Source organism: Nocardioides sp. WG-D5 (assembly GCF_054031175.1).
Genome location: NZ_CM132928.1, coordinates 3,041,835 through 3,061,075 on the forward strand (window position 1 = coordinate 3,041,835; position 19,241 = coordinate 3,061,075).

Below are 19,241 nucleotides of genomic sequence, written 5' to 3' on the forward strand. Positions count from 1 at the left end.
CGTGTCCGCCGCGATCAGCGTCGCCGGCCGCCGCGTCGAGTGCGCCGAGGACCAGTCGATCCTCGAGGCGTTCCTCCGGGCCGGCATCTGGATGCCGAACTCCTGCAACCAGGGCACCTGCGGCACCTGCAAGCTGCAGGTCGTCTGCGGCGAGGTGGACCACCGTGAGTCCCCGCTCGACACGTTGACCGCGGAGGAGCGTGCCGCCGGGCTGGCGCTCGCCTGCCAGGCCCGGCCGCTCGCCGAGACCGAGGTCGCGCTGCGGGGCTCCCAGACGGGACGTACGACCCACGTGCTGCGCGACCTCACGGCCACCGTCGTCGCGGTCGAGGAGATCGCCCGGGACACCCGGCGGGTCCTGCTCGGCCTCGAGGAGCCGCTCGCGTTCTCGGCGGGGCAGTACGTCGAGATGCTCGTCCCCGGCACCTCCGAGCGCCGCCCCTACTCCCTCGCCAACACGGCCGAGGAGGACAAGGTCCTCGAGCTCCACGTACGCCGCGTCCCCGGTGGCGTGGCCAGCGAGTGGCTCTTCGGGCCGGTCGCTGTCGGCGACCGGGTCGAGGTGCGCGGCCCGCTCGGCGACTTCCACGTCCCCGACGCGGACCAGGACGAGGGCGAGCCGATGGTGCTCATCGGCGGTGGCACCGGCCTGGCGCCGCTGCTCGGCATCGCCCGCACGGCTCTGGAGCGCCATCCCAAGCGGCTGATGGTCCTCTATCACGGCGTACGCCACGAGGCGGACCTCTACGACACCGACCGCCTCGAGGAGCTGGTGATCCGCCATCCCGGGTTCAGCTTCGTCACCGTGCTCTCCCGGGAGTCCGTGCCGGGCCACCGCAACGGCTACGCCCCCGACGCCTTCGTCGAGGACGTGGCCAGCGCCCGTGGCTGGTCCGGCTGGCTCTGCGGCCCGCCGCCGATGGTCGAGGCCGGCGTCAAGGCGTTCAAGCGCCGCCGGATGGCGCCCCGGCTGATCCACCGCGAGAAGTTCACGGCCGCGGACGCACCTGCGCCGTGAAGCTGCTGCCGGCCAGCGCGTCGAGCAGGTCGGGGGCGAGGGTGGCGGTCTCGCCCCCGATCCAGCGAATCGAGAAGTTACCCTTCAGCCCTCAGACGAGCCGTGTGGTGAGCGACCCTGGCCGCCGTGCTCTGGTTCGGGTTACAACGGGCGATGACGTCTGGTGAGCGAGAGGAGCTGGAGTTGTCGGACCGGCGATCGGTTGTCAAACGCACCCTGAAGATCCTCGAGACGTTCGTGGTCGGCTCCGAGGCGATGAGCCTCTCCGAGCTCAGCCGACGGTCCGGTATCCCGCTCACCACCACGTTCCGGATCGTCACGGAGCTGGCCGAGGGTGGCGTACTCGAACGTGATGGCGCCGGCAACTACCGCATCGGACTGAGGCTGTGGGAGGTCGCCTCCCTCGCGCCTCGCTCGGTAGGCCTGCAGCGGATCGCGCTGCCCTACATGCAAGACCTCTACGAGACGACACATCTCGGTGTGCATCTCGCCGTGCGGGAGAAGGGCGAGGTGGTGTTCGTCGAACGGCTCGTGAGCCCGGACAACCTGAGCGGGAGCCCGCGGGTCGGCGGCCGCTATGCCATGCACGCGACCGCAGTGGGGATGGTCCTGCTCGCCTACGCCCCGAAGGAGATTCTGGACGACCTCCTGAGTGGCCCGCTCCCGTCGTTCACCCGCCGAACCTGCACCGATCCGCACGAGCTGCGGCGAGTTCTCGCGGACGTGCGGCGGAAGGGCTACGCCTACAGCGACCGGCAGATCAGCAACGAGTTCGTCTCGGTCGCTTCACCCATCTACGGTGCCGAAGGTGGGGTCGTCGCAGCACTGTCCTTGATCGTGCCGTTCGCTGAGGCGAAAGGGCCGGCCCACGGTCATCTGGTGCAGTCCAGTGCGCGCGCCATCTCGCGCGCCCTCGGTGCGAATCTGTCGACCCCACGCAGCAGCCGGGCTCTGCGCGAGTCCGGGTAGGGACGTACGGGCCGCGGAGGGTGTGGGCGACAACATTCCCTTCCGATATGCGGAAAGCGCGGTGGTCCCTGAGCGAGTGTGACTGAAGTCTCTTCTTCGACGCCTCGAGCGTCGTGGCACACCGCAAGGAGAACCGACTGTGACCTCGTTCAACTCAACTTCGCATCCTGGCCCGGGACTCACCCGGCGCTCGTTCCTGAACCGCTCCGCGCTGACGGTCGCCGCTGCGGCATTGAGCCCCAGCCTGCTCAGCGCCTGCGGATCGACCGCCACGTCCTCGGGGAAGGTGACGTTTCTGAGCTACCTGCCCATGGAGACGCTGTCGATGACCGCCGAGCTGCTCGCCGATGCCGGCGGCTACTTCAAGGAGCAGGACCTCGACGTCCAGTTCCAGGTGACTCGGGGATCACCGCAGGCGATGCAGAGCCTCCTCGGTGGGATCGCTCCGATCACTCGCATCGGGCAGATCGACCTGATGTCGGCTGCCGGCGACGGTCAACCTCTGGTCAACGTAGGCAGTCTCGTACGTGGCTCTGCACTGCGATTCCTGTCCGCTTCGAGCGACCCCTTGGAGAAGCCCGAGGACTTCGTCGGCAAGACGATGGGCGTCCCGTCCGAAGGTGGGACGAGCGACAAGGCGCTGTCGCTGATGCTCTCCAACGCCGGACTCGACCCAGCGCAGGTCAAGCGGCAGGTCGTCGGCTTGACGCCGGGCACGTTCAACCTGGTCCAGCAGGGCAGGATCGCCGGATACATCGTCAGCATCGACACCGCCAACGTCGTCGCGTCACAGAACGACGACTGTGTTGTGTTCGACCCGGGGATGTCGGTCAAGTCCGACGCTCAGGTCTACACCTCGACCACCAAGGCGATCGAGAGCGACGGCGAGACGATCACGCGATACCTGACCGCGATCCAGGCTGCGCTCGCCGATGCGATTGCCGACGAGAAGCTCGACGAGACGCTGAAGGTGCTGCGCAGCAAGTATTCGTTCCCCTCCCTCGACGACGACAACATCGCAAAGAAGAGCCTGGCGTCGCTCCGCTCGCTGTGGACGGCAGACGGCACCCAGCCGATCCTCAGAACTGACGAGGACTACTGGAAGGCGGGATACGACGAGCTCGCGAAGGCCGGGATGGTGAAGACCGGCGTCAACCCGTCCACCTGGGTCGACAACGGCCTGCTGCAGAGCTCCTGAGAGGAAGACGATGTCCACTTCGCATCGGACCCCAGCCCTGCTCCGCGAGCAGGGCGTGGCGGCCACAGAGAATCCCAGCGCCGGGAGCGCGCCCAAGCTCGAGATCCGTGGAATCAGCAAGGAGTTCCGGACTCGGCGCAAGACCACTCTCGCACTCTCCGACATCAACCTGACCATCGATGACAGGGAGTTCGTCTCGCTGATCGGCCGGTCCGGCTGCGGCAAGACCACACTGCTTCGAACCATGGCCGGACTGATCAGTCCCACAGCGGGGGAGGTCCTCGTCGACGGAAGGCCGCTGTGGCAGGGCGCCAAGGTCGATCCCTCCGTCGTGAACCAGCTCGGCGTGGTCTTCCAGGAGGCGAACCTGTTCCCCTGGTACTCCGTCCTGGACAACATCGCCCTGCCTCTCAAGCTGCGCGGCACGGGGACGAAGGCCCGACGTGAGCGCGCCGCTGAGCTCGCCGAGCTGGTAGGCCTGAAGGGCTTCGAGAAGTCCTATCCCCGAGAGCTGTCCGGTGGCATGCGGCAGCGCGTCGCCATCGCGCGAGCGCTCAGCTGCAATCCCAAGCTGCTGCTCATGGACGAGCCGTTCGGCGCGCTCGACGCCCTGACCCGCGAGCGGATGAATCTCGAGCTCCAGCGGATCGCGCTCGCCACCCAGGCCACCGTCGTCTTCGTCACCCACGACATCACCGAGGCCGTGTTCCTCGGGGACCGAGTCGTGCACCTGACCCCGCGGCCCGGTCGGATCCGTGACATCACCAGCGTCGACTTCGCTCGCCCCCGAGCCATCGACGTCCAGACCGAAGCAGAGTTCGGCCACCTCATCCGTGACCTGCGCCATGCGCTCGACGAAAGGGAATAGCAGATGAGTCGCGAGAGAATCTTCAAGCTGCTGCCCTGGCTGAGCACGCCGCTGCTCCCGGTGCTGCTCTTCGTGATCTGGGACCTGTTCATCAAGGTGTTCGGCATCTCCGAGCTCGTCCTGCCGCCGCCAGGCACGGTTCTCGACAGCTTCGTCGACGTGGTCCAGCGGCCCGAGACCTGGCAGCACGCGCGGGTCACCACCTACGAGACGGTGGTCGGCTTCGGCCTTGCGCTGCTGTTCGGTGTGACCGCCGGGGTCGTCCTCGGCAAGATCCCTTGGCTCGAGCTGAGTCTGCGACCCATGATCGTGGCATCCCAGGTCGTGCCGAAGGTCGCTTTGATCCCGCTCTTCGTCATCTGGTTCGGTTTCGGGGTCACCTCGAAGATCATCATGGCCGCGATGCTCGCGTTCTTCCCGATCATGCTGAATGTCCAGCTCGGGGTGCGGTCTGTGGACTCCGGCCAACGTGAGGTGATGCGAAGCCTGAACGCGAGCCGCTGGCAGACGTTCACCAATCTCGAGCTCAAAAGCACGCTGCCGTACGTCTTCGCCGGCATGGAGGTCGGCATCGTCTTTGCCGTCATCGGCACCATCGTCGGCGAGTACCTCGGAGGCAGTGAAGGACTCGGCTATCTGGTCGTGGTGACCCTGAACCAGCTGAACGCCCCAGAGCTGTTCGCCGTGATCATCCTGCTGTCCGCGCTCGGCCTCGCGCTCTACTTCACCGTCACCAGCCTGAAGCGGTTCTTCATCCCCTGGCACGAGTCGGTCTACAACAAGGCCGAGGTGAGCCGGTGACTGGCGAGCTGCGCAGCAACTTCCCGGTCGGCAGCCCCCGCTGGGCGACCCGTCGCACCCAGTGGCGAGCGCTCGGGCTCGGCGACGAGGACATGACGAAGCCGAAGATCGCGATCGTCAACTCCTCCTCGAAGCTCGCGCCCTGCTTCAGTCACCTTGATCCGATCGCGGACAAGGTGAAGGAGTCGATCGAGGCAGCGGGCGGGGTCGGATTCGAGATCCGCACCGTCGCACCCACCGACTTCATCATGAGCGCCGGCCGCGGGGGTGGCTACGTCCTGTCCAGCCGCGACCTGATCAGCAACGACATCGAGGCCGTCGTCGAGGGCGCCCAGCTCGACGGCATGGTCTGCCTCGCCTCCTGCGACAAGACCACGCCGGGGCAGCTGATGGCAGCCGCTCGCACCAACATCCCCACGCTGGTGGTCTCCTGCGGCTATCAGAGCTGCGGCACGCTGGAGGACGGTCGGCCGGTCGACATCGAGGAGGTGTTCATCCAGGCCGGTCACGTCGCGTCCGGCTCGGTCACGGTCGAGTCCCTGTGCGATATGAGCGACCGAGCGATCACCGGTCCCGGCGTCTGCAGCGGAATGGGAACCGCCAACTCGATGCACATCGTCGCCGAGGCGCTCGGGATGGCGATACCAGGCTCCACACCCGTGCGGGCGAACAGCCCCCGGATGTGGGCCGCGACCGCTGCATCGGGTCGCGTGATCGTGGATGCGATCGCCGAGAATCGACGACCGCGCGACATCCTGACGGCCGGGGCGTTCGAGAACGCGGTGATGACCGTGCTCGCCGTGAGTGGGTCGATCAACACCGTCAAACACCTCCAGGCGATCGCTCGCGAGGCTGATTCCGACGTAGACGTCTACGCACTGTTCGAGCGGTACGCCGAGACCGTCCGGCCGTTGTCCGCCGTCAGGCCCAACGGCGAGGAGTCCATCGAGCGATTCGAAGACGCGGGCGGAGCGCTGGCGGTGCTCAAGCAGCTCGGAGACCTCGTTCACGGCGACCAGGTCACCGTCACCGGCGACACCGTCGCCGAACGAGTGGCTGCCGCGATCGTGAAGGACGAGGAGGTCATCCGGCCCGCCACCAGACCGCACGGCGACCACGCCTCGGTCGTCGTGATCCGTGGGTCGCTCGCGCCGTCGTCGGCCATCGTGAAGCTCTCGGCCACCGAGCGGCGACCACGCACCTTCCGCGGGCCGGCCCGGGTCTACGGCGATGCCGCCTCGGCCGTCGCCGGCATCGAGCGGGGCGAGCTGCAGCCGGGCGACGTACTCGTGCTGCGCGGGCTCGGTCCGATCGGAACCCCGGGCATGGGCATGGGCTCGCAGACCGTGTTCGCCGTCGATGGGGCCGGGCTCACCGGGCAGGTCGCGATCGTGACCGACGGACAGCTCTCCGGCCTCGTGAACAAGGGCATCGTGGTCGGGGAGGTGTCGCCCGAGGGCGCGCTCGACGGACCGCTGGCGCTGGTCGAGGACGGCGACGTGATCGAGATCGACCTCGGCAGACGCCGAGTCGACCTCCTCGTGGCCGACGAGGAGCTGGCCCGCCGAAGCCGAACCCTGCGACCCGACCGGGCCGCACCCCCGACCTCCGGGTGGCTCGGCGTCTACGCCCGGTCGGTCGAGCCCCTTCATCAGGGAGCGACGCTTCGCCGGGCTCCCGAACCCCTCATCTGACACCTGTCTTCGACGATCCAGGAGAACCAGTGCCGCATCCACTCACCGAGCTTCGTATCAACACCGTCACCAAACCGCCGGGCAGGGTGGCCGAGCACCTCGCGGCAGATGTCTGCGTGGTGGGCGCGGGCATCTCCGGCCTGTCCGCGGCGATCGAGGCGCGGCGGCTGGGCCGGACTGTCGCGCTGCTCGACGCGCTGCCGGTTCTCGGCGGCCAGTGCGTCAACTCGCTCATCGGTCTGTTCTGCGGCGTCTACGGCAACGGCCCTGACTACCATCAGCTCACCCATGGCATCTTCGACGAGATGTTCGCGGACCTCGGTCGAACAGGGGACATCCACTTCAACGACGGCCACACCCGGACTGTGAGCTACGACGAGGTGGTCCTCGGCCGCTGGGTGGAGAACCTGGTCCAACGGCTCGGGATCCGGGTCGTGGTCGGGGCATCGGTGTCCAACGTCGACATCGAGGACGGCCGGGTCGGCTCGGTCTCGTTCGCCACCCGGCACGGGGACGTACGCGTCACGGCATCCGGGTTCGTCGACGCGACGGGTGACGCAGCGCTGACCTGGGAAGCCGGTCTGCCGTGTCGTGTCCCGGAACGGACCGTCTGGGGGTCGCAGCAGATCCGGCTGGAGAACCTGGACGAGGCGTCGAAGCCGTCGCCGGCGGAATTGGTCGCTCGGGTGGACGAGAAGGCCGAGGAGTACGGCTTGGTGCGGCGTGATGGTCTGGCGTTCTTCTTCCCGGGCAGGAACACGGCCGTCATGAACATGACCCACGTCGAGGCGCCCCTGGAGGCCGTACGCGCCGCCGAGGCGCAGCTCGAAGGACGTGCGCAGGCCGACCGGGTCGTGGCCTTCCTGCGGCGTGAGTTCCCTGCCGCCTTCGGGCGGGCCAACGTACGCAGCTATGGCCTGCCGGGGCGGAGGCAGACCCGCTGGATCGCAGCTGAGCACCAGCTGTCCCTCCAGGAGGTTCGCGACGGGACACCGTTCGAGGACGCCGTGGCCCGCACCGCGTGGCCGGTCGAGCTCCATGACCGCGTCGAAGGCTATGTCTGGGAGACCTTCGAGCCCGATCACGTGCACTATGTCCCACTCCGTAGCCTGATCCCGATCGGTTCGAAGAATCTGGTCGCGGCCGGCCGCTGCGTCGACGGAGACGCCGCTGCGCTGTCCAGCGTCCGGGTCATGGGCCCTTGCGCGGCGATGGGGTTCGGCGCGGCTCACGCGCTCGACCTCGCGGCCGAGGACGGCTTGGGAACCATAGACCCGGCCTCGTTGCGCAAGCGTGTCTACGAGAACGTCGAGGCCTGAGGAGGTGACCGCATGAGACTCACCGATGACGAGAAGGCGATGCTCGACGGAGCCGAGGGCCGAGCCGTCGCAGCCGCGATGGATCTGCTGGTGCGGTACGGCGACGCGCTGGGCGCCGAGCGGCTCTGCGAGACCCGGAATGTCGCCGGCACCACCACCCAGCCCTCGCCCGCGAAAACCGCCCTGTTCGAGGAGGGCGGCTGGGCCAAGGCTTTCGCCGTGATCAGCCTCGACTGCGACGACGACATCGACATGCCGCAGATGAAGGTGCCGACCTGCCAGCTGCAGCACGGCTTCGGCCACGAGGCGCTCGGCATCATGCCGTACGGGAAACGGAACATCGAGATCCAGGCCGACGCAGAGTCCTTCTACAGCGAGAAGGGCGTCAACGTCCTCGCCACCTGCACGCCGTACCAGGTCGGCAACCTGCCGACCTACGGCGAGCACATCGCCTGGATGGAGTCCTCGGCGGTCGTCTTCGCCAACTCGGTGCTCGGAGCACGCACCAACTGTGAAGGGGGCGCCTCGACCGGGTCGGCGAGCATCACCGGCCGCATCCCCTGCTGGGGCAATCACCTGGTGGAGAACCGCTACGGCACTCACCTCCTGCAGTCCGGCCTGCGCATGACGGGCTTCCAGGACTGGGGGATGTTCGGGTACTTCGTCGGTGACGTCGTCCAGGAGGCGCGACCGGTGATGGTCGGCGATCTCGGACAGCCCGACCTTGCCGACCTCAAGCACTTCGGAGCGGCGGCGGCTTCCTCCGGCGGAGTGGAGATGTTTCACATCCCTGGACGCACTCCGGACGCTCCGACCCTCGAGGCGGCATTCGGCGGGCGGTCGCTGCCCGAGGCGGTCCACTACGGCGAGCGCGAGCGCCGAGAGATCTACGAGTCGCTGAACGCGATCGGAAACACCGAGGAGGTCGACTTCGTCCTCATCGGCTGTCCGCACGCGTCGCTGGAGCAGATCCAGGTCGTCGCCCGTCTGCTCGAGGGACGCCGGCTCGCGTCGGGCACGGAGCTGTGGGTGATGACGCCCCGTGCCCTTCGCACGGTCGCCGATCGCAACGGCTGGACCGCCACGATCGAACGCGCGGGTGGCCGAGTGCTGACGGACTCCTGCCCGGCGATGTCACGGGTGGCTCCGGTCGGGACGAAGGTGTTCGCGACCGACTCGGCGAAGCAGGCCCACTATCTCCCGGCGATCCTCGGGATCGAGGCGTGGTTCGGCACCACCGAGGAGTGCGTCTCCGCCGCGGTCACCGGGCGGTGGCGGGGTTCGCTGGCGCAGGCGGAGGTCGTGAGATGAGCCGCGGGACCGATGGTGGGGTGGTTCTGCGGGGCCGCGGGATCGTCCCTGGCCGTGTCAGCGGGGAGGCCTTGGTATCCCACGAGACGATCTCCGGATGGGGTGGCATCGATCCCGCCACCGGCCGGATCATCGAACGCCGCCACGAGCTGTACGACGTGTGCTTCACCGGGAAGATCTTGATCTTCCCGGGTGCGAAGGGGTCGTCCGGATGGTCCGGCTTCTTCCAGGCCACCCGTCTGATGGGCACCGCGCCGCTGGCGATGGTCTTCACACAGCTGACCACCAAGGCTGCCCTGGGTGCGATCGTCACCCGTGTGCCGGCGGTGACCGATCTCGACGACGACCCGGTGGCGCGGATCACCACGGGCGACTGGGTCGAGGTCGACGCCGATCGCGGCGTTGTCAGCGTGCTCTCACGGCCGTGAAGCTGCTGCCGGCCAGCGCGTCGAGCAGGTCGGCGGCCGAGACCTCGCCGGTGACGGTGATCTGGCCGGTCTCGCGGTCGGCGGTGAGGGTGGCGACGCCGGGGAGGTCCCGGAGCCGGGCGGTGGCCTCACGGACGCATCGAGGGCAGCGCATGCCCTCGACGTACAGCTGGATGGTCTGCATGGCGGTCTCCTTGGTGGTCTCGCAGTGCCGTCGTGGCCCCGGACGGATCCGGGGCCACGACGGTGTCGGACGGGCTAGCGGCCGGTGGGGACCGACTCGGCCGCGGTCTCGGTGCGGACCGGCTTCCAGCCGAGCCCGGTGACGACGGCACCGGCGAGGGCGATCCCGGCCGCGCCGAGGAACCCGGCCGAGAAGCCCTCGGTCATGGCGGCCAGGTCACCGACCTGGTCGGAGCCGTACGCGGCCGCGACGACGGTCATCGCCGCCAGTCCGAGCGCCGAGCCGACCTGGTAGCTGGTGTTGACGATCCCGGCGGCCAGACCGCCCTCCTCGGGAGCGGCCGCGCCGAGCGCCGTGCTCAGCGAGGGGATGAACGCCAGCGCCATGCCCGCAGCGGTGACCAGGGTCGCCGGGAGCACGTCGACGGCGAAGCTGCCGTCGGCGTCGATCCGGGAGAGCCAGACCAGTCCGAGCGCGAGGACGATCAGGCCGCCGACGGTCATCGCCTTCGGTCCGAACGCAGCGGTCAGTCGCGGGGCGACGGCGACCATGCCGAGCATGATCGTCACCGTCATCGGCAGCAGAGCCGCGCCGGACGCGAAGGCACCGAGGCCGAGCACCTGCTGGAGGTAGAGGTTGACGAAGAAGAACATCGGGATCCAGGCCGCACCGAGCAGCAGCTGGGCGATGTTCGCGGCGGCCAGGTTCGGGGCTTTGAAGATGCCGAGGCGCATGAGCGGCGCCGAGGAGCCGGCCTGCAGGGCGACGAACGCGACGAGCAGGGCGATGCCGACGGCGCCGGCGATGAGCGTGCTGGGCGAACCCCAGCCCTCTTCGGGGACGCGTACGACCGCGAAGACCACGGCGGCGAGACCCAGGGTGACGGTCAGCGCGCCGAGCAGGTCGATGCGACCGCGCTGCGCGGTCCCTGCCGGCATCGTGCCGGGCGTCAGCGCGAGCACCGCGAGGGCGATCGGCAGGTTGATGAAGAAGACCCACGGCCAGGACAGGTATTCGGTGAGCACGCCGCCGAGGAACACGCCGGCCGTGCCGCCGGCCGGGGCGGCCGCGCCGTAGAGCGCGAGCGCCTTGGTCAGCTCCTTCGGGTTGGCTCCGAAGGTCATGAACAGGAGCGTCAGCGCGGAGGGTGCGATGAGCGCCGATCCGGCGCCCTGGACGGCGCGGCCGGCGATCTCGACGGCGACGCTGTCAGCCAGTCCGGCGACCAGCGAGCCGACGCCGAGGACCAGCCAGCCGAGGGCGAAGATCCGGCGGGCGCCGAGCAGGTCGGAGAGCCGGCCGCCGAGCAGGAGGAGGCCGCCGAAGGCGACCACGTAGGCGTTGAACACCCAGCTGAGGTCCTGCGGGGCGAATCCGAGATCGCGTTGTATCTCGGGAAGTGCGACTCCGATGATGGAGGTGTCCATGATGACCATGAACTGGGCGGCGGCGATGAGGCCGAGGGCGAGCCAGCGGCGGCTGTTGGCACCCGCCGCCGGGGATGCTGTGGAAGACATGGTTCTCTCTCTTCGTCAGGGCGGCCGTTCGACCGCGTGAGGAGAACCTGTCCCGCGTCACTGTCCCTGGTCTGTCCGGGCGCCGTCTGTCCGGGGGCCGTTGAGCCGGTCGAGCGCCTCGGTGGCCTGGCCCGCGAGTGCCACCTCGCCGGTGGCGAGCCCGAGGGTCCGGGCCTCCTCGTAGCGCTCCGCGGCCGCCTCCACCTCGGTCAGCTGCTCGTGGCACCGGGCCAGCGCGAGCGTCGCCTTCGCCGTCATGGCGGGCGTCTGCAGCGTCTCGAAGCCCTGGATGGCCGTCGTCAGCAGGTCGATGGCCGTCGACCAGTCCTCCTGACGCTCGGCGAGCCGGCCACGTCCGTACGCCGCCAGGACCGACCCGGCACGGTCACCGACGTGACGCGACGCCAGCTCCGCGCGCCGGAACGCGTCCTCGGCCGACTCGTGGTCGCCCAGACCCAGGTGGGTGATGCCGAGGTCGGCGAGCGCCCACTGCACGGTGTTGTGGATCCCGGCAGAGGTGGCGACGTCGATCGCCTGCTCGAGCGTGCGGGCCGACTCGCGTAGGCGTCCGAAGTGCCGCAGACCGTAGCCGAGGTGGTACAGGACGGCGCTGTGACCCCAGGGGTCGTCGAGGTGGCGGAACTCGGCCGCTGTCGCCCTGCCGAGCCGCGTCGCCGTCGCTTCGTCCCTGGCCTTGAGGGCGGTCTCGAGCCTGACGAACCCTGCGACGGCGAGCCCCCAGCGGTCGCCGCGGTCGCGGAAGGATGCCTCGGCGGCATCGAGGAGTGCCGGCGCCTCGGGGTCCTGCCCGTTGACGCCTTCGACGGCGAGCAGCACCTTCGAGACCGCGGCCCCGTCGGCGTCGCCTGCCTCGCTGAAGATCGCCAGGCTCTCGCGGGCCGCCTCGGCACAGCGCGGGTGGGGGTGGACGACGCAGGCCCGGGGGCGCTCGACCAGCGACACCGCCTGCAGGGCGGCGGCCCGTGCTGGGGCGCTTCCGCGGTCCTGCTCCAGGAGGCGGCGCAGGATCCGGCGGCCCTCGAGGTGGCGACCCTGGTGCCAGAAGAGACCGAGGTGACCGGCCAGTCGCAGGGCGGCGTCCATGTCGCCGGCGGGGCCCTCCAGCCAGGCGATGGCCGAGCGTACGTTGGCCTGCTCGTCGACCAGGAGGTTCCGCGCGCGCGGGTCGCCCTGACCGCGCAGCGCCTGGGCCGACCGCTCCGCGACCTGGGCGAAGTGGTGGGCGTGCCGGGTGGCGAGGGCGTCGCTCCGGCCGGTCGTCGCCAGCCGGTCGGCGGCGTACTCACGGAGGGTCTCGAGCATCTGGTAGCGGGTGACCGGGCCGCGTTCGGCGACGATCAGGGACTGCTCGACCAGGCGGCCCACGGCATGGATGACCTGGCTCGGGTCGGTCTCGTCGTCGGCGAGGACCTGCTCGGCGGCGGTCAGGGTCCAGCCGCCGTGGAAGACCGCGAGTCCCTCGAAGACGCGCTTCTCCAGGTCGTCGAGCAGGTCGTAGCTCCAGTCGACGGTCGCGCGGAGCGTGCGCTGACGTTCCTCCGCCGTCCGTGGCCCCGAGGTGAGCAGCGTGAAGCGCTGGTCGAGTCGGTCGGCGAGGTCGCTCGGCGACAGTGAGGACGCCCGGGCCGCGGCCAGCTCGAGCGCCAGCGGCATGCCGTCGAGCGCACGGGCGATACGGCCGAGCGCTGCGTACGCCTCCGGGTCGGTCTCGCCGGGCACGACCGACGCGATCCGGCGGACGAGGAGCTGCACGGAGGCCGTCTCCGCGATCGTCTCGGCGTCGTCGTCCTCGAGTGGTGTCGGGAGCGGCCCGACGAGGGTCTGCACCTCGCTCGGCAGGGCGAGGGGCTCGCGGCTGGTGGCGATGACGGTGAGCTGCGGACAGCGGGTCAGCAGCTGCTCGACCAGCGTCGCGACCGGGTCGACGAGGTGCTCGCAGTTGTCGACGACCAGGAGCAGGTGCTTGTCGGCGAGGAACTCGACCAGCCGTGCCTGGAGGTCGGTCGCCGATCCGTCCTGCGGCATCGCCACCGCCGCGGCGACGGCCGGCACGATGTGCTCGCGGCTCCGGATCGCGGCGAGACGGACGAGGAAGGTGCCGTCCGGGAACCGGTCGGCGAGGCGCTGGGCGGCGTGCAGACCGAGGGCGGTCTTTCCGGATCCGCCGGGGCCGACGAGGGTGGTGAGCCTGGAGCTGCCGACCCGGTCGCTCAGCGAGTCGAGCAGCTCGTCCCGCCCGACGAGCGGGGTCAGGTCGGCCGGAAGGTTGGAGAGCTGCGCCCCGGACCGGGCTCGGTGGGGTGCGGTCGCCAGGGTGGAGAGGGTCACCTCGCCGGAGGAGCCGAGCGACGGATCCTGCCGCAGCACTCGCTCGTGGAGCGACCGCAGCGAGGCCGACGGCTCGAGACCGAGGTCGGCGTCGAGCGTCCTCCGGGTGCGGGTGAAGACCTCGAGGGCGTCGGCCTGCCGGCCGGCGCGGTAGAGCGCGACCATCAGCAGACCGGCCATCGCCTCATGGGTCGGGTCGGTACGCAGCAGCGGCTCGAGGTCGGTGACGACCTCCGCGTGCCGGCCCAGCGACAGCGCGATCTGGGCCCGCTCGGCGTACGCCGTCCGGCGGAGGTCCTCCAGCCGCACCGACTCGGGCACCGCCCACGGCTCGGTGGCGAAGTCGGCGAGCGCCTCGCCGCGCCAGAGTCCGAGCGCCGCGTCGTAGGTGGCCAAATCGGCCTCGGTCGGGCTCCCGGACCCGGCGACCGCTGCGCGTACCTCGCGGATGTGTCGCTCGAAGGCCTCGGCATCGATGCTGCCGGGGTCGACCGCCGCCCGATAGCCGCCGCCGTCGCGCTGCACCAGGTCGAGCCCCATGTTCTTGAACACGCGGCGCAGCTTGGAGACGCGGAGCTGGAGCGCGTTGAGCGGGTCGGCCGGCAGCGCCGAGTCGGCCCACAGCCGGTCGATCAGCGCCGACGCCGGCACGATCCGCCCGCGCGCCAGGAGCAGCACCGCGAGCAGAGCCCGCTCCGCCGAACCGGGCACCTTGACGGGCTCACCGTCGACCGTCGCCTCGAACGGACCGAGCAGCCCGAAGCGGATGTCACGTGAGGTCGGCAGCACGTCGAGATCGTAGTCAGCCCCCGCTCGGGCGCCGAACGGATATCTGTCCGGGCTCCTGTCCGAGCTGTCCGAGCTGTCCGAGCCCCGACAACGCCGGGACAGTACGCAGACAGATCGCCCGAGCAACCTCTGGCACGTCAACAAGAGTCATCGAGATCCGAGCCAGGAGTGATCACATGAACGCCATTGCCAAGGTCGGTGCGTTCGCCGGAGCCGTCGTTGCCCTCGGCGGCCTGGGTTCCGCCGTGGGTGCCTCCGTCGGCCCGGTGGGCGAGCCCGAGCGTCCCAGCCATCAGGAGCACGCGGCCGAGAAGAGCAGCCACGGCGGCCACGCCGGACACGGCGCCACGACGGCGCCCACGGCCACCGGGCTCAACGTCAGCGAGGCCGGCTACACGCTCGACCTCGTCGAGGACCGCTACCAGCGTACGGCCGACGCCACGCTGCGGTTCCGGATCCTCGGCGCCGACGACGAGCCGGTGACCCGGTTCGAGACGGCCCACGGGAAGAAGCTCCACCTGATCGTCGTACGCCGCGACCTGGCCACGTTCCAGCACGTGCACCCGGTGATGGCCGCCGACGGCACCTGGTCGGTCGGCGCCGATCTGGCCGAGGCCGGGACCTACCGCGTCTTCGCCGACTTCCGGCCGGCGGCCGAGGAAGAGGGCCTGACGCTCGGCCAGGACCTCTTCGTCGGCGGGTCCTACGAGCCGCAGCCGCTCCCCGCAGCCGCCACGACCAGCACGATCAGTCCCTACCAGGTGGACATCGACGGCCATCTGGTCGCCGGGAAGACCTCGCGCCTGACCCTGACCGTGACCCGCGACGGCGAGCCGGTCACCGACCTGGAGCCCTACCTCGAGGCGTACGGCCACCTGGTCGCGCTGCGCGACGGCGACCTGGCCTACCTCCACGTCCACCCCGAAGGAGCGCCCGGCGACGGGCGCACCGAGCCCGGCCCGGAGATCACCTTCTCCGCCGAGGTGCCCTCGGCCGGGACGTACCGCCTGTTCCTCGACTTCCAGCACGCCGGCGAGGTGCGCACCGCGGCCTTCACCGCCACAGCCGAAGCCCACGGAACAGCCCACTGACCCCCTGCCTGAGCAGGGTCCACCACAGAGAGAGGAAAGCACCATGTGCAGCACCACCTACACCGTTTCCGGGATGACCTGCGGCCACTGCGTCAGCTCCGTCAAGGAGGAGGTCACCCAGATCGCGGGCGTCTCCTCCGTCGACGTCGACCTGGCCACCGGCCAGGTGACCGTCACCTCCGAGAACGAGCTCGACCCCGCGCAGGTTCAACGGGCGGTCGAGGAGGCCGGCTACCAGCTGGCCGGCTGAGCCATCCGCGTCGGCTCCCTGTGAGCGGGGAGCCGACGCGTACGCCGATCCACCCACCCGAAGGACACCTGATGACCGTCTCCGGAACCTCTGCCCCCACGACCGACTTCGAGCTCGAGATCAACGGCATGACCTGCGCGTCGTGCGCGAACCGCATCGAGCGCAAGCTCAACAAGCTCGACGGTGTGGCCGCCACCGTCAACTACGCGACCGAGAAGGCGAAGATCTCCGTCGCCGCGGACAAGACCGACATCGACGCGGGCGTGCTGATCGCGACCGTCGAGAGCGCCGGGTACGGCGCGAAGGAGCCCCGCCGCGAGGACCCGTCGCCGGGCGCGCCCGTCGACGGCGAGGCCACCGACCCGGTCGACCGGCTCAGGCAGCGGCTGCTGATCTCGGCCCTGCTCACCGTCCCCGTGGTGCTCCTGGCGATGGTGCCGGCCGTGCAGTTCGAGAGCTGGCAGTGGCTCTCGCTCACGCTCGCCGCGCCGGTCGTCGTCTGGGGCGCGGTGCCGTTCCACCGGGCGGCGTGGACCAACGCGCGCCACGGCGCGGCGACGATGGACACGCTGGTCTCCATCGGCACCCTGGCCGCCTTCGGCTGGTCCCTGTACGCCCTCTTTCTCGGCACCGCCGGCGAGCCCGGCATGACCCACCCGTTCAGCTTCACGATCGAGCGGACCGACGGGCTCGGCAACATCTACCTCGAGGCCGCAGCCGGCGTCACCACGTTCATCCTCGCCGGCCGCTACTTCGAGGCCCGCTCGAAGCGCCGTGCCGGCGCCGCCCTCACCGCGCTCCTCGAGCTCGGCGCCAAGGAGGTCGCCGTCCTCCGCGACGGGTCCGAGACCCGGATCCCGGTCGACGAGCTCGCCGTCGGCGACCTGTTCGTCGTACGTCCCGGGGAGAAGGTCGCCACCGACGGCATCGTCGAGGACGGGTCCTCCGCCATCGACGCGGCGATGCTGACCGGTGAGTCCGTGCCGGTCGAGGTCGCCCCCGGCGACGCCGTCACCGGGGCCACGGTGAACGCCGGCGGCCGCATCGTCGTCCGGGCGACCCGCGTCGGTGCCGACACCCAGCTCGCCCAGATGGCGCGCCTGGTCGAGGAGGCGCAGACCGGCAAGGCCGCGGCGCAGCGGCTCGCCGACCGGATCTCGGGCATCTTCGTACCCATCGTGCTCGCCCTCTCAGCCATCACCCTCGGGTTCTGGCTGGGTGCGGGCGCGGGTGCCGCGACCGCCTTCACCGCGGCCGTCGCGGTGCTGATCATCGCCTGCCCGTGCGCCCTCGGCCTGGCCACGCCCACGGCCCTGATGGTCGGCACCGGACGCGGCGCCCAGCTCGGCGTCCTGATCAAGGGCCCGGAGGTGCTCGAGAGCACCCGCCGGATCGACACGATCGTGCTCGACAAGACCGGCACCGTCACCAGCGGCACCATGACCCTGACCGACGTGATCGCCGCACCCGGCGAGGACGCCGACGAGATCGCCCGGCTGGCCGGCGCCCTGGAGTACGCCTCGGAGCACCCGATCGCCCGCGCGATCGCGTCCGGCGCCGAGGACCGCGTCGGCACCCTGCCCACGGCCGAAGACTTCGCCAACGTCCCGGGCCTGGGCGTGCAGGGCATCGTCGAGGGCCACGCCGTCCTCGTCGGCCGGGTCCGGCTGCTCGAGGAGTGGAGCCAGTACCTGACCGACGACCTCGCGTCCGCGATGGCCGAGGCCGAGAGCGAGGGCCGTACCGCCGTCACCGTCGGCTGGGACGGACAGGCGCGGGGCGTCCTGGTCGTCAACGACGTGATCAAGCCGACCTCGGCCGCCGCGATCGCGGAGTTCCAGCGGTTGGGCCTGACCCCGGTCCTGCTCACCGGCGACAACGAGACCGTGGCCCGGAGCGTTGCCGCCGAGGTCGGGATCCCGGTCTCCGCGGACACCGTCATCGCTGAGGTGCTCCCCGAGGACAAGGTCGCGGTGGTCCGCCGGCTGCAGGAGGAGGGCCGCGTCGTCGCGATGGTCGGCGACGGCGTCAACGACGCGCCGGCCCTGGCCCAAGCCGACCTCGGCCTCTCGATGGGCACCGGCACCGACGTCGCCATCCAGGCCAGCGACCTGACCCTGGTCCGCGGCGACCTGCGCGTCGCGGCCGACGCCATCCGGCTCTCCCGGAAGACGCTGGCCACGATCAAGGGCAACCTGTTCTGGGCGTTCGCCTACAACGTCGCGGCCATCCCGCTGGCCGTCGCCGGACTGCTCAACCCGATGCTCGCCGGCGCCGCGATGGCCTTCTCGTCGGTCTTCGTGGTGAGCAACAGCCTCCGGCTGCGCCGCTTCCGCTGATCCGCGAACAAGTGCTCCTCGGGCGTGACCGCGCCCGAGGAGCACCGTGTTTGTGTCTATGAGCGTAGGAACGTCCGCGACCGCGCGGGTGCCCCGAATAGGGGATTCACATCACCGTTCGCGGGGCGCATCGTGAAGGAGAGGTCTTCCTGCGATCGGAGCTCAACCATGCGTCTCCTCACCCCACTGCTGGCAGTGGCAGTCGTCCCGCTTCTGGTCGCGCCCGCCGTGGCCGTGCCGCGTACGTCCTCGATCCCCCTTCCCGACGACTTCCAGCCTGAGGGCATCGCGATCGGCGAGGGCAACACCTTCTACGTCGGCTCGCTGCTGGACGGCGACATCTACCGCGGCAACCTCCGCAGCGGCGAGGGCTCGACCTTCATCGACCACGATCCCGAGGACGGCAGGGTCGCGGTCGGCATGCGGGTCGACAAGGCACGCCACTGGCTCGTCGTGGCCGGCGGTGCGACCGGCCGGGCATGGGTCTACGACACGCGGGACGGATCGACCGTCGACGAGCTCGAGCTCGGCCCGGCCGGGACCACCTTCAGCAACGACGTCGCGATCACCAGGGACGCGCTGTACTTCACCGACACGTTCGCGGCCGTGATCTACCGGGTCCCGATCCTTCCGGACGGATCGTTCGGCACGACGGAACCGATCGAGGTGACCGGCGATGCCGCTCAGACCGGCGGCTTCGGGCTCAACGGCATCGACTCGACCCACCGAGGGTGGTTGATCGTCAACCACACCGAGCTCGGCATCCTCGCGCTGGTCGACCCGGAGACCGGCGTGAGCCAGGAGATCCCGCTGTCCGGCCCCCCTCTGGTGCCGGGAACGCTCGACGGGCTGCAATTCGAGGGCCGCACCGCCTGGGTGGTGCAGAACTTCGCCAACTCCGTGGCCCGCGTGTGGCTCTCGCCGGACCTCACCAGCGGCGAGGTCGTCGAGGTGGTCGAGTCCGACCTGTTCCGGGTGCCGACCACGGTCGACCTCCACGGCAGCACGCTCGCCCTGGTCAACGGCCGGTTCGACCTCGGCTTCCCGCCGCCGTTCGGTCCCGGGGCACCTCCCGGCACCGATTTCGACGTGGTGCAGATCCGCCCTTGACACCCG

16 protein-coding genes are annotated in these 19,241 nt (G+C 70.1%); 13 read left to right on the plus strand and 3 right to left on the minus strand.

From position 1 onward, the window contains the following. The first annotated feature begins 1 nt into the window (after position 1). The 9 genes from ACWZJV_RS14880 (at position 2) to ACWZJV_RS14920 (ending at position 9,606) form a co-directional block, all read left to right on the plus strand. Positions 2-1,018, plus strand: coding sequence for an FAD-binding oxidoreductase (locus tag ACWZJV_RS14880; protein WP_457176778.1), 1,017 nt, complete (start codon positions 2-4; stop codon positions 1,016-1,018). A 126-nt stretch (positions 1,019-1,144) separates the two neighbouring features. Further along, positions 1,145-1,987 (plus strand): IclR family transcriptional regulator, encoded by an 843-nt coding sequence (locus tag ACWZJV_RS14885; protein ID WP_457176780.1) that lies wholly within the window; start codon positions 1,145-1,147, stop codon positions 1,985-1,987. A gap of 139 nt (positions 1,988-2,126) precedes the next feature. Further along, positions 2,127-3,185: an ABC transporter substrate-binding protein gene (locus ACWZJV_RS14890; RefSeq protein WP_457176782.1), complete on the plus strand. Its 1,059-nt coding sequence runs from the start codon at positions 2,127-2,129 to the stop codon at positions 3,183-3,185. 10 nt (positions 3,186-3,195) lie between these two features. After that, positions 3,196-4,053 (plus strand): ABC transporter ATP-binding protein, encoded by an 858-nt coding sequence (locus tag ACWZJV_RS14895; protein ID WP_457176784.1) that lies wholly within the window; start codon positions 3,196-3,198, stop codon positions 4,051-4,053. A 3-nt stretch (positions 4,054-4,056) separates the two neighbouring features. Continuing rightward, on the plus strand, positions 4,057-4,854 hold the full coding sequence (locus ACWZJV_RS14900) for an ABC transporter permease (protein ID WP_457176786.1): 798 nt from the start codon (positions 4,057-4,059) through the stop codon (positions 4,852-4,854). Beyond that, a complete protein-coding gene (ilvD, locus tag ACWZJV_RS14905) occupies positions 4,851-6,548 on the plus strand; it encodes a dihydroxy-acid dehydratase (protein ID WP_457176788.1) in 1,698 nt (565 codons plus the stop codon). The genes ACWZJV_RS14900 and ilvD overlap by 4 nt, the downstream gene beginning before the upstream one ends. Positions 6,549-6,577: 29 nt before the next feature. Next, positions 6,578-7,867 carry an FAD-dependent oxidoreductase gene (locus tag ACWZJV_RS14910; protein WP_457176790.1) on the plus strand — a complete coding sequence of 430 codons (1,290 nt, stop codon included), beginning with the start codon at positions 6,578-6,580 and terminating at the stop codon, positions 7,865-7,867. A 12-nt stretch (positions 7,868-7,879) separates the two neighbouring features. Continuing rightward, positions 7,880-9,178 carry an aconitase X gene (locus tag ACWZJV_RS14915; protein ID WP_457176792.1) on the plus strand — a complete coding sequence of 433 codons (1,299 nt, stop codon included), beginning with the start codon at positions 7,880-7,882 and terminating at the stop codon, positions 9,176-9,178. Beyond that, a complete protein-coding gene (locus ACWZJV_RS14920; protein ID WP_457176794.1) occupies positions 9,175-9,606 on the plus strand; it encodes an aconitase X swivel domain-containing protein in 432 nt (143 codons plus the stop codon). Before ACWZJV_RS14915 ends, ACWZJV_RS14920 begins: the two co-directional genes overlap by 4 nt. Here ACWZJV_RS14920 and ACWZJV_RS14925 read toward each other — a convergent pair. The 3 genes from ACWZJV_RS14925 to ACWZJV_RS14935 all read right to left on the minus strand — a co-directional run bounded on the left by ACWZJV_RS14925 (position 9,584) and on the right by ACWZJV_RS14935 (position 14,445). Next, positions 9,584-9,790 (minus strand): heavy-metal-associated domain-containing protein, encoded by a 207-nt coding sequence (locus ACWZJV_RS14925; RefSeq protein WP_457176796.1) that lies wholly within the window; start codon positions 9,788-9,790, stop codon positions 9,584-9,586. The genes ACWZJV_RS14920 and ACWZJV_RS14925 overlap by 23 nt on opposite strands. 74 nt (positions 9,791-9,864) lie before the next feature. Continuing rightward, a complete protein-coding gene (locus ACWZJV_RS14930; protein ID WP_457176798.1) occupies positions 9,865-11,307 on the minus strand; it encodes an MFS transporter in 1,443 nt (480 codons plus the stop codon). A 57-nt stretch (positions 11,308-11,364) separates the two neighbouring features. After that, a complete protein-coding gene (locus ACWZJV_RS14935) occupies positions 11,365-14,445 on the minus strand; it encodes an AfsR/SARP family transcriptional regulator (RefSeq protein ID WP_457176800.1) in 3,081 nt (1,026 codons plus the stop codon). Positions 14,446-14,621: 176 nt separating this feature from the next. Here ACWZJV_RS14935 and ACWZJV_RS14940 point away from each other — a divergent pair, with 176 nt between their 5' ends. The 4 genes from ACWZJV_RS14940 (at position 14,622) to ACWZJV_RS14955 (ending at position 19,235) form a co-directional block, all read left to right on the plus strand. Continuing rightward, complete coding sequence (locus ACWZJV_RS14940) at positions 14,622-15,536, plus strand: hypothetical protein (RefSeq protein WP_457176802.1); 915 nt, start codon at positions 14,622-14,624, stop codon at positions 15,534-15,536. A 43-nt stretch (positions 15,537-15,579) separates the two neighbouring features. Then, on the plus strand, positions 15,580-15,786 hold the full coding sequence (locus tag ACWZJV_RS14945; protein ID WP_196876030.1) for a heavy-metal-associated domain-containing protein: 207 nt from the start codon (positions 15,580-15,582) through the stop codon (positions 15,784-15,786). Then, positions 15,783-18,125, plus strand: coding sequence for a heavy metal translocating P-type ATPase (locus ACWZJV_RS14950; RefSeq protein WP_457181956.1), 2,343 nt, complete (start codon positions 15,783-15,785; stop codon positions 18,123-18,125). The genes ACWZJV_RS14945 and ACWZJV_RS14950 overlap by 4 nt, the downstream gene beginning before the upstream one ends. 168 nt (positions 18,126-18,293) lie before the next feature. Beyond that, positions 18,294-19,235 carry a hypothetical protein gene (locus tag ACWZJV_RS14955; protein WP_457176805.1) on the plus strand — a complete coding sequence of 314 codons (942 nt, stop codon included), beginning with the start codon at positions 18,294-18,296 and terminating at the stop codon, positions 19,233-19,235. The last annotated feature ends 6 nt before the right edge of the window (positions 19,236-19,241 follow it).

Excerpts from the sequence above, each read along its gene's own strand:
- ACWZJV_RS14895 (WP_457176784.1), top strand. The coding sequence starts at position 3,196 with ATGTCCACTTCGCATCGGACCCCAGCCCTGCTCCGCGAGCAGGGCGTG.
- ACWZJV_RS14900 (WP_457176786.1), top strand. The coding sequence starts at position 4,057 with ATGAGTCGCGAGAGAATCTTCAAGCTGCTGCCCTGGCTGAGCACGCCG.
- ACWZJV_RS14915 (WP_457176792.1), top strand. The coding sequence starts at position 7,880 with ATGAGACTCACCGATGACGAGAAGGCGATGCTCGACGGAGCCGAGGGC.
- ACWZJV_RS14920 (WP_457176794.1), top strand. The coding sequence starts at position 9,175 with ATGAGCCGCGGGACCGATGGTGGGGTGGTTCTGCGGGGCCGCGGGATC.
- ACWZJV_RS14925 (WP_457176796.1), bottom strand. The coding sequence starts at position 9,790 with ATGCAGACCATCCAGCTGTACGTCGAGGGCATGCGCTGCCCTCGATGC.
- ACWZJV_RS14930 (WP_457176798.1), bottom strand. The coding sequence starts at position 11,307 with ATGTCTTCCACAGCATCCCCGGCGGCGGGTGCCAACAGCCGCCGCTGG.
- ACWZJV_RS14940 (WP_457176802.1), top strand. The coding sequence starts at position 14,622 with ATGAACGCCATTGCCAAGGTCGGTGCGTTCGCCGGAGCCGTCGTTGCC.
- ACWZJV_RS14945 (WP_196876030.1), top strand. The coding sequence starts at position 15,580 with ATGTGCAGCACCACCTACACCGTTTCCGGGATGACCTGCGGCCACTGC.
- ACWZJV_RS14955 (WP_457176805.1), top strand. The coding sequence starts at position 18,294 with ATGCGTCTCCTCACCCCACTGCTGGCAGTGGCAGTCGTCCCGCTTCTG.